The organism is Aeromonas sp. FDAARGOS 1408 (assembly GCF_019048665.1).
GTDB classification, from domain to species: Bacteria; Pseudomonadota; Gammaproteobacteria; order Enterobacterales; family Aeromonadaceae; genus Aeromonas; species Aeromonas dhakensis.
Genome location: NZ_CP077394.1, coordinates 4207430 through 4221562, shown reverse-complemented (window position 1 = coordinate 4221562; position 14133 = coordinate 4207430). Strand labels below are relative to the sequence as shown.

The window sequence follows — 14133 nt, the reverse complement described above, 5'->3', positions numbered from 1 at the left end:
GCTCTCGCGCCGAGCAACAGGGTCAGCTCGCTTTTCCTTGATAGCCGTTCATCAGGGCCTGCCAGTTCTCCGGCACGAAGTGAAAACTGGTATGCAGCTGGGACTCCTTGTTGAAGGAGCGCAGCAAGCGTTCCAGGTTGGCCTGCTGCCAGTTGCCGGGCGAGCGGATGGCTCCCTTGTCGAAGTCGATCACCCACACCTTGCCCTCCTTGTCGAGCAACAGATTGTGGCTGTTGAGATCGGCGTGATAGACCCCGGCGTCGTGCAACCGGCGCACCGTCTGGCCCACCTTGTGCCACACCTCGCCGGCGATCGGCCCCTGCTTGAGCAGGGCGACCAGATCCTTGGCGCCGCGAATGCGCTCGATCAGGATGTCGGCTCGGTAGAAGGGGCCCTGTTTGGCCATGCGGGCGGCAAACGGGCGTGGCACCGGCAACCCCTGGGCGCTCAACTTGGCCAGCAGGCTGTATTCGGCCATGGCCCGGCTCGACTCCACTCCCTCGAACCAGAAGCGATCCCGCACCACCTTGCCCACCATGCCGCCGCGATAGTAGTGGCGCAGCACCAGGTGGCGGGATTCATCCTTCACGAACCAGGTCACGCCGCGGCCGATGGAGGTACCCACCACCTGCCGGTTGTTCTGCCACCAGGCCGGATCAAACAGCTCAGGAGAAGGGTCGCGAAACGCCCCTTCGGCATACCAGCAGATCTGGTTGTGTTCGGTCTGAATTTGCATCTTGGTCATTCCGGTCGGTCATCGCTACGGGTTGGCGCTCAGGGCCAGGGCAACAGGGGCCCGATGGGGCCGGCTGCCAGTCGTGCGCAATTTTACAATCCACAGGGGAGTTTGCATAATGCCATCCATCCATTTTGCCATCGTTGCGCCACATCATGCCGCTGTTCCAAACGCCGCCCTCCTCCATCTGCATCCTGCGGCTCTCCGCCATCGGCGACTGCTGCCACGCGCTGGCGCTGGTGCGCGTCATCCAACGGGCCTGGCCCCAGACCCGCATCACCTGGATCACCGGCAAGATTGAGGCGACCCTGTTTGCCGACCTGCCCGGGGTCGAGGTCATCCCCTTTGACAAGAGCAAGGGCTGGCGCGGCTACCGCGAGCTGTGGCAAACCCTCAAGGGGCGCAGGTTCGATGCCCTGTTGCACCTGCAGGCGGCCATGCGGGCCAGCATCGCCACCCTCGGCATCAAGGCCAAGGTCAAGCTCGGGTTTGATCGGGAACGGGCCAGCGACGGCCAGTGGTTGTTCACCAATCACAAGGTGCCATCCCCCGCCTCGCCTCACGTGCTGGACGGTTTCCTCGCCTTCGCCAAAGAGCTTGGCATCCAGGATCTGACCCCTGACTGGCAACTGCCCATCAGCGCCGAGCACCAGGCCTGGGCGAAGGAGAAGATCGGCGGCAAGCCGACCCTGCTCATCTGCGCCGCCGCCAGCAAGGCCTTCAAGAACTGGACTGCCGCCGGCTATGCCGCGCTGGCGGATCACGCCGCCAGCAAGGGGTTTCAGGTCTATCTGTGTGGCGGGCCGGCCAGGCTGGAGCGGGAACTGGCTGCCAACATTCAGCGCTTAAGCCACAGCAAGCCGGTGGATCTGGTGGGGCAGACCAACCTCAAGCAACTGCTGGCGCTGATCAAGGAGGCCAGCCTGGTGCTGGCTCCCGATACCGGCCCGGCTCACATGGCCACCCTGGTGGGTACACCGGTGCTCGGCCTCTATGCCCACCACAACCCGGATCGGACCGGCCCCTATCTGTGCCGCGACTACGCGGTCAGCGTCTATCAGGAGCTGATTGAGCAGGAGACCAGCAAGCCGCTGGCCGAGCTTGGCTGGCGCACCCGCCTCAAGGATCCGGACGCCATGGGCAAAATCACCAGCGAACGGGTCATCGCCGCCTTCGACCGGCTCTGCGCCGAGCGCCAACTGCCGCGCTGATGATGCGCGCAACTCGGAAATCCCGAAGCCAGCGGCAGGGATAATCTGCTGGCCCGACCCCGCAACGGCAGGCAGAATGAGGGCTGATGTGGGTTACGCTCCCGCAGCAAGCTACGAATACTTTGATCGGCTGGAATATGATTCCGGCCGTTTTTTTATCCGCCGCCTTCTGTTAAAATTCGCCGCCTTTACATCCCTCTTCTTCAAGAATTTTCCGCGTTTCGGATTTGGCTGTCTCCCTTTCGGGCACAAGACGGCGGCCTCTGCTACAACCAAAACACGGGTTTAGATTAAAGGTACAGACATGGCGCAACAAGGCACTCTCTATATCATCTCCTCCCCGAGCGGAGCGGGTAAATCCAGCCTGCTCAATGCCTTGCTGACCAAGCACAACAGCGCAGGCAAGATGCAGCTGTCGGTCTCCCACACCACCCGCGCCACCCGTCCCGGTGAAGAGCACGGGGTGCACTACCACTTCGTCAAGGTGGAAGAGTTCAAGGCGCTGATCGAGCGCGGCGACTTTCTGGAGTGGGCCGAGGTGTTCGGCAACTACTACGGCACCTCCCGTGCCGCCATCGAAGCCTGCCTGGCGCAGGGCATTGACGTCTTCCTCGACATCGACTGGCAGGGTGCCCGCCAGATCCGAGAACAAATGCCGACCAAGTCCATCTTCATCCTGCCCCCCAGCCGCGAAGAGCTGGAGCGCCGCCTGATCGGTCGCGGCCAGGACAGTGCCGAGGTGATCAAGGGCCGGATGGATAAAGCCATTGCCGAAATGGTGCACTACGACGAGTATGACTATGTCATCATCAACGAAGACTTTGAGCAGGCACTGTTCCAGCTCAGGGCTGTCATCGAGTGCCAACGGCTGGAATTGCGCCAGCAGCAGCAGGCCCAACAAAACTTGCTGCAACAGCTACTGGCAGAATAGGCCAAAAACAAGTAAACTTTTGCGTCATTTTTAAACACCGCTTTTTTAAACCGAGAAAGCCCAAACACTGGAGTCCTGCATGGCACGCGTTACTGTAGAAGATGCTGTAAAACAGGTAGGTAACCGTTTTGACCTGGTGCTGGTCGCCGCACGCCGCGCCCGTCAAATCGCGGTTCAAGGCAAAGATCCCCTGGTTGACGAAGAGAACGACAAGCCGACCGTGATCGCCCTGCGTGAGATCGAACTGGGTCTGGTGAACAACCAGGTGATGGACACCCAGGATCGTTACGAGCAGCAAGAGCAGGAAGCCGCCGAGCTGGCTGCCGTTGCTGCCATCGCCGAAGGCCGCGGTTAAGTCAGCTGTTTCCTATAGTCGGCGCCCGCCCGGGTGCCGACTGTTCTCCCCCATTTACAACCGCTCGAAAACCTCGCAAACTCAGGACTATACCCTCTATATCCACGGATTGCCGTTTCACCGCTGCGGGGACTGTCTTGTATTTATTTGAAAATCTTAAAGAAATAGCCAGTTCCTACCTGCCACCCGAGCAGGTGGAGAAGCTCAGGCAAGCCTATGTGGTGGCCCGTGATGCTCACCAGGGACAGATGCGTTCCAGCGGCGAGCCCTACATCACCCACCCGGTTGCCGTTGCCCGCATTCTCGGCGACATGCGCCTCGATCATGAAACCCTGATGGCCGCCGTGCTGCACGACGTCATCGAAGATACTCCTGTCACCAAGGCCGACCTGGCCGAACTGTTTGGCGATGCCGTTGCCGAGCTGGTATCAGGCGTCTCCAAGCTCGACAAGCTGAAGTTTCGCGATCGCAAGGAGGCCCAGGCCGAGAACTTCCGCAAGATGGTGATGGCCATGACCCAGGATATCCGGGTCATCCTGATCAAGCTGGCCGACCGCACCCACAACATGCGTACCCTGGGCTCGCTACGGCCGGACAAGCGCCGCCGCATCGCCCGGGAAACCCTCGAGATCTTCGCCCCCATCGCCAACCGCCTCGGTATTCACACCATGAAGAACGAGCTGGAAGAGCTGGGCTTCGAGGCGCTCTACCCCATGCGCTCGCGGGTGTTGCGCGAATCGGTGCGCCGCGCCCGCGGCAATCGCCGCGAAATCATCGACTCCATCCAGAGCGAGATTGAAGGCCGGCTGCGGGAAGCAGGCATCGAATCCCAGGTCAGCGGCCGCGAGAAGAACCTGTTCTCCATCTACAACAAGATGGAGAAAAAAGAGCTGCAATTTCATGAGGTAATGGATATCTACGCCTTTCGCGTGAGGGTGAAGGACATAGATACCTGTTACCGGGTGCTGGGCCAGATGCACAGTCTCTACAAGCCCCGCCCCGGCCGCTTCAAGGATTACATCGCCATCCCCAAGACCAACGGCTACCAGTCGTTGCACACCTCCCTGGTGGGGCCGCACGGGGTACCGGTGGAGGTGCAGATCCGCACCGAATTCATGGATCAGATGGCCGACAAGGGCGTCGCCGCCCACTGGGCCTACAAGCAGGATGGCGACAGCTCGGGCACCACGGCCCAGATCCGCGCCCAGCGCTGGATGCAGAGCCTGCTCGAGCTGCAGCAGAGCGCCGGCAGCTCCTTTGAATTCATCGAGGGGGTCAAGACCGACCTCTTCCCCGACGAGATCTACGTGTTCACGCCGGAAGGGCGCATCATGGAGCTGCCCGCCGGGGCCACTCCGGTGGACTTCGCCTACACGGTGCACACCGACATCGGCCACGCCTGCGTCGGCTCGCGGGTCGACCGCCACCCCTATCCGCTGAGCAGCCCGCTGCACTCCGGCCAGACGGTGGAGATCATCACGGCACCGGGGGCCCGCCCGAACGCGGCCTGGCTCAACTTCGTGGTGACCACCAAGGCCCGCTCCAAGATCCGCCAGTTCCTCAAGAACCTGCGCACCGAGGAGTCGGTGGTGCTGGGTCGCCGCCTGCTCAACCATGCACTCGGCGCCAAGAACATCGAAGACATCCCCGAGCCTCGCATCAAGCAGGTGCTGGCCGACACCAAGCACGAGAACCTGCAGGGCCTGTTGGCCGACGTGGGCCTTGGCAACGCCATGAGCGTGATGGTGGCACGCCGCATGCTGGGGGATGAACTGCCGCCGGAAGAGCAGCCCAAGTCCAGCAGCAAGAAGATGCCGATCAAGGGTGCCGACGGCATGCTGGTCACCTTTGCCAACTGCTGCCGCCCCATCCCGGGGGACGCCATCATAGCCCACATCAGCCCGGGCAAGGGCCTGGTGATCCATCAGGAAGCCTGCCGCAACATCAAGGGCTACAGCAAGGAGCCGGACAAGTACCTGCCGGTGCAGTGGGAAGTGGACAAGGAGCAGGAACAGGAGTTCCGTACCGGCATCAGCATCGAGATCGTCAACCACCAGGGCGCCCTGGCGGAGCTGGCCAACGTGATTGCCGCCACCGGCGCCAACATTCACGCCATCAGCACCGAAGAGAAGGATGGCCGGGTCTATCTGGTCACCCTGCTCATCACTACCAAGAGCCGGATCCACCTCGCCAACATCATGCGCAAGATCCGGGTGATGCCGAACGTGCTCAAGGTGAGCCGGCAGAAAAACTGAACACAGGCGGCGCAAGCCGCCTGCTGCTTTTCAAGAGACATGCTGGCCCGGCGCCAGCCCGATTTGACCCTGTGCATGCAAGCGATGCGCGCACCAGCCTCACCCGATAGAAACTGACATGACACCTGAACGCTTCAAACGAATTTCCGACATGCTGGCCCAGCGCCAGCTCGATCTGACCGTCTGCATGGAAGAGGTCCACAAGCCGCACAACCTGGCCGCCATCGTGCGCACCGCCGATGCCATCGGCATCCACCGGGTGCACGCGGTCTGGCCAAAGAGCTGGATCCACAAGCGCAAGGGTACCGCCCGCGGCAGCCAGAACTGGGTGGACGTGAAGCTGCACCCGGACATCGGCAGCGCAGTGGCCGAGCTGAAAGCCTCCGGCATGCAGATCCTGGCGACCCACCTCTCCGACAGCTCGGTGGATTTTCGCGCCATCGACTACACCAAACCCACCGCCATCCTGGTAGGCCAGGAGAAGCACGGTATCGGCGAAGAGGCGCTGGCCCTGGCCGATCACCATATCGTCATCCCCATGGTGGGCATGGTGCAGTCCCTCAACGTCTCGGTGGCCGCCGCCGCCATCCTCTACGAGGCCCAGCGCCAGCGCGAGCTGGCCGGCTGTTATCAACGCGGCTGCCCGCTCGACCTAGAGGAGCAGAACAGCATACTGTTCGAGGGGGGCTACCCCATCTATGCCCAGCTCTGCAAGGAGAAAGAGATGCCCTATCCCCAGCTCGGCCCGGCCGGTGAGATCCTGGCTGACGAGCAGTGGTGGCAGCAGATGCAGCTGACCCGCAAAGGCTGGGCTGCACAGCAAGATGAGCAATTACAGGAGCAATAATAATGAATAGTCCCTTTGGCAGCTGGCTGGAGTCCCAGGTAATACGGGAGCATCTCAGCAACCCCAATATCGAGGCGGGCGACTACAGCTACTACTCCGGCTACTACCATGGCAAGACGTTCGAGGATCACTGCGTACGCTATCTGCTGGGTGACGACTCGACCCGGGAGACCTGGGAGAGCGGCATCTGGGGCGAGGTGGATCGCCTGCTCATCGGCAAGTTCTGCTCCATCGGCTCGGGTGCCACCTTCCTGCTGGCCGGCAATCAGGGCCATCGCATGGAGTGGGTATCCACCTTCCCGTTCGATCCGGGCACCTTTGGCGAGGGGGTGCAGAGCGGCTTCCAGCGCAAGGGGGATACCCGGGTCGGCAATGACGTCTGGATCGGCTCGGAAGCCATGATCATGCCCGGCATCACCATAGGCGATGGCGCCGTCATCGCCACTCGCGCCGTGGTCACCCGGGATGTGGAGCCCTACACCATAGTCGGCGGCAACCCGGCCAAGCCGATCCGTCGCCGCTTCAGCGATGAGCAGATTACCCTGCTGCAGGAGATGCGGTGGTGGGACTGGCCGCTGCCGCGCCTGCAGGCGGCCATGCCGCTGCTCTGCTCGGGCGACATCGAGGGGCTTTACCAGCACTGGCAGCAAGAGTCGGCATCATGAAGCTGATGTCGCCCACCCTGCTGGCCCTGACCCTGTTTTCTGCCGGAGCCCTCGCCGTGAACAATCCCTACCAGCTGACGCCGGAAGCCGACGTCGCCACCCTCCATCAGCAGACGCTGCCCGACTTCTGGCGCCAGCACGCCGTCGAGAGCGCCTTCAAGAGCAAGGATGGTGTCACCATCCGCTATGCCGCCCTGCGCCAGGCCAAGGTCGATCGCGCCATCCTCATCGTCAACGGCCGGGTCGAAAGCTACCTCAAGTATCAGGAGCTGGCCTGGGATCTGTGGCGTCAGGGCTACAGCCTCTACCTCATCGACCACCGCGGCCAGGGCTTGTCCGATCGGCTGCTGGCCGACCCGGAGAAGGGATATGTCGACCAGTTCGACGATTATGTACTCGATCTCAAGCAGTTTCATGACGAGGTGATCGCCCAGGACCAACCCGCCAAGCTGTTCCTGCTGGCCCACTCCATGGGCGGCGCCATCTCGGCCCGCTATCTGGAGCGCTGGCCCGGTGACATCGAGGCGGCCGTGCTCTCCTCCCCCATGATGGGCATCAATCTCGGCGGCCTACCCAAGTGGCTGGCCAAGGGGCTGGCGGCCACCATAGGCACGGTCGGCGGCTGGCTGGGCGAGCCTCCCTACGGCCCGGGTCAGGGCCCGTACGAGAGCCACGACTTTGCCGACAACGGTCTGAGCCACAGCGAAGCCCGCTATCAGGCCTTCCGCGAGCTCTATGAGCAGCGCCCGCAGATCAAGCTGGGAGGTGCCACCGCCCACTGGATCTATCAGGGACTGACGGGAGCGGACGCCGCCGTGGCCGAGGCCGGTGCCATCAAGACGCCGCTGCTGCTGCTGCAGGCTGGCGACGACGGCGTGGTGGACAACGCGGCGCAGGATGCCTTCTGCGCACTCGCTCGCTGCGAAGGGGGCAAGCCGCTGCGCATCGAAGGGGCCTGGCACGAGCTGTTCATGGAGGCCGATCCCCAGCGCCAGGCCGCGCTCAACGCCACCCTGGCCTTCTTCGCGCGCTACTGACGGCTGGTTATTTTTTGTATCCCTAAATAAATGGGGTCGCGGGAGCGGTTGCTGTACACTGCTCCCGCTTTCATTCGTAACCCCGAGGTGATGATGTATAAGGTCGTTGTATCTGATCTCGATGGCACCCTGCTCAACGGGCAGCACCAGATCTCCCCCCGCACCCGCGATACCCTGCACCGTCTGGTGGATCAGGGAGTCAAGTTCGTGGTGGCCACCGGCCGTCACCATGTGGATGTGCGCAGCATCCGCGACACGCTCGGGCTCGACATCTATCTCATCACCTCCAATGGCGCCGTGGTGCACGACAAACAGGATCAACTGATCTTCAACCAGGCCCTGCCGGACAGCGTGGCGGCCGAGCTGATCGCGCTGGAGCGCGACCCCTCCATCCACATCAACCTCTACTACGGCGACGAGTGGCTGGTAGAAGAGGAGAAGCCCTGGCTGCTGCAGTTCCATCATGAATCCGGCTTCAGCTACCGCCTGACCGATCTCGCCAGCCATCCGCTGGACAAGGTCAACAAGGTGTTTTACATCGGCGAGCACGAGAAGCTGCTGCAGATCGAGGCAGAACTGAACCAGCGTTATGGTGATCGGCTCAACGTCACCTTCTCCCTGCCGGACTGTCTCGAGGTGATGCACGCCGGGGTACACAAGGGCAATGCGGTGCGCGCCGTGCTGGAGCAGCACGGGCTGGAGATGTCCCAGGCAGTGGCCTTTGGCGACGGCATGAACGACTTCGAGATGCTGAGCATGGTCGGCCGTGGCGTGGTGATGGGCAATGCCCACGACCGGCTCAAGCTGGCGCTGGCCAGCCACGAGCAGACCCTGAGCTCCGACGAGGACGGCGTCGCCGTCTATCTGGAGCAGCTGTTCGCCCTGCAGGGCGTCGACGTCGCCTGAGACAAGGCGCCATGAGCCACGCTGCGGCTCATGGCGTGCTCCCGCCCGGATAATCCTCCGAACGAGCAGGCCGGCAACCCCTCAGGTGGCCGGCTTGAACTGCTCCTTGTCGAGCTGGTGCTTCTTCATGCGCAGGTAAAGCTTCTTGCGCGGAATGCCGAGGTACTGGGCGGCGTCGGTCACCCGGCCGGAGAAGAGGAACAGCGTATCTTCGATCACCCGCCGCTCGAACTCCTCCACCAGATCGTCCAGCGGCTCCTTGCCGCTGGCCAGCGGCATCGCCCGCTCCGCACCGGCCAGCTTGACGATCCCCACCGCATAGAGCTCGGCCACGTTGCGCAATTCACGCAGATTGCCGGGCCACTGATGCCGCTTGAGCGTCTCCAGATAGGCGCGATCCACCGCCGGCACCGGCCGGCCGATGCGCTTGCAGCCCTGTCGCAGAAAGGCCCGGAACAGGGGAATGATGTCGCAGCTGCGCTCCACCAGCCGCGGCAGCCTGAGCCGCACCTGGGAGAGGAAGTAGTAGAGCTCCGGCATCAGCTGCTGGCGCTCCACCAGCGCCTCCGGCGACTCCTCGAACAGCGCTATGGTGCGCAGCGACTTGCCTCCCTTGCGCTCCTGATCCAGCAGGTGGTTGCCGAGCCAGCGCTGGCAGTCGGCGCTCAGGCGGGCCGGGGATTGCAGCACCAGCGTGCCCTGATCGGCCTGCGCCAGGCTGGCCTGCACCTCGGCCAGACTGGGTGCCGACCCGCAGTCGTGCAGCTGGAAGGCCTGCTCCCGCCGGGCGCTGATCCTGTGCAGCAGCCGGGCCAGGGTGTGGCGGCCAGAGCCGGCCGGCCCCTCCAGCAGCAGATCCTTGTCGGTCTGCGCCAGCTGGTTGAGCTGGCCGCGGATCGCCACTATCTGCGGGCTGGTGCCGATCAGTTCGTCATCCACCGTCGCCTGGATCTCGCTGCGGCGCGCCAGCACGGCGCTGCGCTGCTGGCAGGCCCGCTCCAGCAGGCCCAGCAGATCCTGGGGATGGAGCGGTTTCTCCAGAAAGTCGAACGCCCCCTGTTTCACCGCCTTCACCGCCAGCGGAATGTCGCCATGACCGGTGATCATGATGACAGGGATCTCCGCATCTATCTCGTGCACCCGGGCCAGCAGCTCCATGCCGTTCATCGCGGGCATGTAGATGTCAGAGACCAGCACCCCGGGCCACTGGCCGGCCAGCAGTTCCAGCGCCTCGTGGGGAGAGGTGGTCGCCCTCGGCTGGTAGCCGGAGAGCCGCAACAGGTGGCAATAGGACTCCAGCACGTCCTCGTCATCGTCCACCAGCAGCACGTTGGCGGGACGGTTAGCGGGCAACAGCATAGATGGCACTCTCCTCGTTCTGATGGGCGTTCGACCCGGCAGGGTCGACCGCCGCCAATTCCACTATCACCATGGCGCCGCCAGTCAACGCCGAGCCCAGCATGATCTCGCCGCCGCAGCGGGTCAGCAGGGAGCGGCAGATGGTCAGCCCCAACCCCAGTCCAACCTCCTTGGAGGTGGTGAAGGGGGTGAACAGCCTGGGCAGGATCGCCTCGCCGAAGCCGGCACCGCTGTCGACCACCGCCAGTCGCAGCCGGGCTTCGTTTTGTTCCAGCAACTGCAGCCGGACCTCCCGCCGCGCCAACCCGGCCACCGCGTCCAGTCCGTTTACCAGCAGGTTGACCAGCACCTGCTCCAGCAGCACGGGGTCGGTCTCGAGCCAGAGCCCCTCCGGCAACTCGTTGCAGAGGGTGCAGCCATCGCGTTTCGCCCGCGTCTCCAGCAGCAACATGGCCTGTTCGGCCAGCGCCCCCAGCTCGAGCCGGACCCGCACCTCCTCCGCCGGAGACTTGCGGGCGAAATGGCGCAGCGCATTGATGATGCGGCTCATGCGCCGCCCCAGCTTGTCGAGCTTGCCCAGATCCTGGTCCAGCGCCTGCATCTGGCCGGCGGCGAGGGCCGCCCGGCTGGTGTAGAGGTAGGTCATCATCGCCGACAGCGGCTGGTTCAGCTCGTGGGCCAGGCTGGTCATCGCCTGCCCCACCACCGCCATCTTGGCCGCCTGGATCAGCTCATCCTGGGTCTGCAGCAGGGTACGCTCCGCCTGCTGGCGCTGCACCACCTCCTCGGCCAGCAGCCGGTTGTTCTCGGTCAGCTCGCGGGTACGCTCCGCCACCCGCAGGCCGAGCTCCCTGGCCGTCAGCTCCTGGCGGGTGACATCCGTGATGGTGATGATGAATCTGTACCCGCGCCCCTGTTCGAAGCGGCGCAGGTTGAGATGCAGGAAACGGGGCGTCTCGTCCTGATCGCAGGCCAGGGTGCACTCGCTGTGGCCGAGCCGGTGCAGCGGCTGGCCCGCCCCGAACTGATCCGCCAGCACCGCCCTCGCCGCTGGTGGAAAGGCCTGCCACAACGGCTGGCCCGGCTCGACGCCGGTCTGCCGGAACAGGGTGAGCGCGCTCGGGTTGACCGACTCTATGGTGCCATCCGGATGGCAGGTGATGAGGCAGGCCTGGGTGTTGTTGATGAGGTTGAGGGCATTGGCCCGCTCCATCTGCTGCAACTGCAGGCTGAAGTGGCGCAAACTGTCGCCCAGTCGGCCGATCTCGTCCCGGCCGCTGGTGCTGACCGGCACGTCCAGCCGGCCTGCAGCGACCCTGTCCAACTCCTGCCCTAGCAGGTCGAGCCGCTTGATCAGCCGGCGGCCGATCAGCACCACCAGCACGAAGATGCTGAGCAGCAGGGTGAGCGCCAGCACCACCAGGATCACCAGCTTGCCGGTCGCCACCTGCTGGCTGCTGTCCTCCCCCAGCGCGCTGAGAGAGCGGTTGGCGTCGCTCACCATCAGGCTGACTTTCTGGTGGTAGCGCGACACGGCGTCGTCCAGCCGGGGGCGCAGGGCCGTCAGCTGCTGATGGGTCTGCACATCCGCCAGCAGCAGCCGGTGCAGCGGGCCGTCCGGCTTCACCAGGGTGATGATGTCCTGCAGGATCTGGCGGTAGCTCACGGTCGAGGGGTACTCCGCCAGCCGCGAGGTCAGCTCGTCTATCTCGTCGATCTTGTAGCCGATGAACAGGAAGGCGCTCTCCAGATCCTGCTGATAACGCTGGGCGATCACCTCGCCGACCAGGGACTGCAGCTCGTTCTCCTTGAAGGTGAGATCCTGCAGGGCGGAGAACTCCTTGATGACGTTGCCAAACTCGCTCATGTCGTCGGGGCTGGCCACCATACCGGTCAGGTGCCACTCCACCTCCTGCAGCAGAGGGGCGGCATCGTCCACCAGATCCTGATGCAGCCAGTTGCTGCGCTTTTGCAGTTGCTGCAGGGTTTCGGCGTGCTCGATCTGCTGCTTGAGGTAGCGCCCGTGATCCGCCACCAGCGCGCTCAGCTCCCCGAACGCCTGGCGTTGCGAGGGTGTCTCCTGATCCCCCGGGGTGCCCAGCCGGTAGGCACGCTGGATGTCCCGCAGGGTGGTCGACACCGCGTGGGAGAGGCGCTGGTACTGCACCGGATCCCGGGTATCGCGCAGCTGGGCCAGCAACAGCAGCAGGCGGGAACTGGCCCGCTCCAGCTGATAGGCGTTGTCGATGGCGGGCAGGCTCTCCTCCACGATGAGGTGGATCTGCCGGCCCAGCCGATCCCACATCACATAGGCGGCCATGCCCATGGCGCCGGTCAGGGCGGTGATGGCCACGAAGGCGAGGATGAGCCGCCGCCCCAGGCTGCGCGGCATGGCCAGCAGGTGCCCCAGCCGGCTCATGGCCTGGCCGCCTGTTCGACCAGCCGCTGCGCCTCGTTCAGGCGCGCCTCGGTCGCCTGGCGCCACTGGTGCATCACCCGCTCCGCCTGCGGATTGCCCTGCTCCCGGTCATAGAGGCCGTCAAACAGCGCCAGCAGGGCCGGATCCTGCGCCTCCTGCTCGCTCAGCGGCGGCATGCTCGCCTTGGCGATGGCCTGTTCCAGCAGTGCAACCCGCCAGGGCTCGCCATGGGTATTCAACCCGTTGATCCCCTGCCAGGTCATCTTCAGCCTGGGCAGCTGCTGGGTGATGGCCTGCTCGAACAGGGCCTTGAGCAGGCCTGCCCGTCGATAGAGCAGCGCCTTGTCGGTGACGTAGCGGGTCTGCCTGGCCAGCCCGGGCTGGCTCAGGGTGGCCTTGGCCATGCCGGGAGTGGCGAGGATCCCCTGCCCCTTGTCGGAGAGCAGGTACTGGATGAAGAGGGCGCCACTGTGCGGATGGTCCGAGCGACGGGGTACCCCCAGGTAGGTCGGCAGGATCACCGAGTCGGGCATGATGTTGAAGCCGACGTGATCGAAGCGGGCCTGGCTGGTGAGGGCGTAGCTGTCGATCACCGGGCCGGCCCCCGCCAGACCGCGGCTGATGCCGTCGCTCACCCCGAAGCTGCGCGCCGTGATGGCCGACAGGTTGCCGCCCAGGCGCATCAGCAGGGCCCAGCCCTGCTGCCAGCCATATTGCTGCAGCACGCTCTCCACCATCATGTGGGTGGTGCCGGACTGGGAGGGGGAACTCATCATCACGTGCCCCATGAAAATCGGGGACGCCAGTTGCTGCCAGCTGGTGGGCTGCGGCAGCTGATATTTGGCCAGATAATGGCGGTTATACATGATGCCGCTGCTGGAATAACCGACCACGGCCACTTTATTGCCCAACCCCAGGGTATGGGGAGCGAGCCATTTGGGCGGCATAGTTTCATTTGGCAAAGCCGCCAACAAACCGGCTTTGTCCAGCGTGTTAAAAAAAGTCGGCGAAGAGGACATGATAATATCGACTTGCGGTGCATCGGCTTCCGTTAATAAGCGCAGGGAGGGAATGGTGCGCCGATAAATAACTTCGACCCGGATCCCGGGATATTGTTCGGCAAAGCCCTCGATCACCGCCTTGACCGGCGCCTCCGAAAACGAGGTAAGCACCGTCAGTGAAGCGGCCTGCAGGGTGCTGAATGGCAACAAAACGCTGCCCATGAACAGGGCCAGCCGGCGGCAAAAGAGGTGCATGACTATCGGTCGACTCGCGCGTTAATTCAGGAATATGTGCAGTACATCTAATATTCGGAACATGCCGTAATTTTTATTTTTACGAGGATGAGCCAGTTCTGACTCATTATGCCTCTGCACGCGGCTATTGTTATTCATTGAATATCAATAGGACAG

Annotated in this window: 12 protein-coding genes; 8 read left to right on the top strand and 4 right to left on the bottom strand. The window is 63.7% G+C overall.

Annotated features, from left to right (window positions below):
* Positions 1-22: 22 nt before the first annotated feature.
* Complete coding sequence (locus tag I6L38_RS19565; protein WP_026139294.1) at positions 23-736, bottom strand: 3-deoxy-D-manno-octulosonic acid kinase; 714 nt, start codon at positions 734-736, stop codon at positions 23-25.
* Positions 737-891: 155 nt separating this feature from the next.
* On the opposite strand from I6L38_RS19565, the gene I6L38_RS19560 reads away from it, so the two are divergent.
* From I6L38_RS19560 to I6L38_RS19525, 8 genes are all read left to right on the top strand, one after another.
* A complete protein-coding gene (locus I6L38_RS19560) occupies positions 892-1947 on the top strand; it encodes a glycosyltransferase family 9 protein (protein ID WP_216988851.1) in 1056 nt (351 codons plus the stop codon).
* Positions 1948-2251: 304 nt separating this feature from the next.
* Positions 2252-2878 carry a guanylate kinase gene (gene gmk / locus I6L38_RS19555; protein WP_043171141.1) on the top strand — a complete coding sequence of 209 codons (627 nt, stop codon included), beginning with the start codon at positions 2252-2254 and terminating at the stop codon, positions 2876-2878.
* A gap of 79 nt (positions 2879-2957) precedes the next feature.
* A complete protein-coding gene (gene rpoZ, locus I6L38_RS19550; RefSeq protein WP_005307060.1) occupies positions 2958-3233 on the top strand; it encodes a DNA-directed RNA polymerase subunit omega in 276 nt (91 codons plus the stop codon).
* Positions 3234-3370: 137 nt separating this feature from the next.
* Positions 3371-5488, top strand: a complete 2118-nt coding sequence (spoT, locus tag I6L38_RS19545) for a bifunctional GTP diphosphokinase/guanosine-3',5'-bis pyrophosphate 3'-pyrophosphohydrolase (protein WP_005307064.1) — start codon at positions 3371-3373, stop codon at positions 5486-5488.
* 118 nt (positions 5489-5606) lie between these two features.
* Positions 5607-6335 carry a tRNA (guanosine(18)-2'-O)-methyltransferase TrmH gene (gene trmH / locus I6L38_RS19540; protein WP_216988850.1) on the top strand — a complete coding sequence of 243 codons (729 nt, stop codon included), beginning with the start codon at positions 5607-5609 and terminating at the stop codon, positions 6333-6335.
* Between the two features lie 2 nt (positions 6336-6337).
* Complete coding sequence (locus tag I6L38_RS19535) at positions 6338-7000, top strand: CatB-related O-acetyltransferase (protein WP_216988849.1); 663 nt, start codon at positions 6338-6340, stop codon at positions 6998-7000.
* Positions 6997-8037 carry an alpha/beta fold hydrolase gene (locus I6L38_RS19530; protein WP_216988848.1) on the top strand — a complete coding sequence of 347 codons (1041 nt, stop codon included), beginning with the start codon at positions 6997-6999 and terminating at the stop codon, positions 8035-8037. The genes I6L38_RS19535 and I6L38_RS19530 overlap by 4 nt, the downstream gene beginning before the upstream one ends.
* A 93-nt stretch (positions 8038-8130) precedes the next feature.
* Complete coding sequence (locus I6L38_RS19525; RefSeq protein ID WP_216988847.1) at positions 8131-8943, top strand: Cof-type HAD-IIB family hydrolase; 813 nt, start codon at positions 8131-8133, stop codon at positions 8941-8943.
* An 81-nt stretch (positions 8944-9024) separates the two neighbouring features.
* Here the strand turns inward: I6L38_RS19525 and I6L38_RS19520 are convergent, their stop codons facing one another.
* The 3 genes from I6L38_RS19520 to I6L38_RS19510 are packed head-to-tail and all read right to left on the bottom strand — an operon-like array spanning position 9025 to position 13944.
* Positions 9025-10302 carry a sigma-54 dependent transcriptional regulator gene (locus I6L38_RS19520; RefSeq protein WP_017783518.1) on the bottom strand — a complete coding sequence of 426 codons (1278 nt, stop codon included), beginning with the start codon at positions 10300-10302 and terminating at the stop codon, positions 9025-9027.
* Positions 10286-12721, bottom strand: a complete 2436-nt coding sequence (locus I6L38_RS19515; RefSeq protein WP_201889735.1) for an ATP-binding protein — start codon at positions 12719-12721, stop codon at positions 10286-10288. The genes I6L38_RS19520 and I6L38_RS19515 overlap by 17 nt, the downstream gene beginning before the upstream one ends.
* A complete protein-coding gene (locus tag I6L38_RS19510) occupies positions 12718-13944 on the bottom strand; it encodes an ABC transporter substrate-binding protein (protein WP_236660786.1) in 1227 nt (408 codons plus the stop codon). Before I6L38_RS19510 ends, I6L38_RS19515 begins: the two co-directional genes overlap by 4 nt.
* Positions 13945-14133 lie beyond the last annotated feature (189 nt).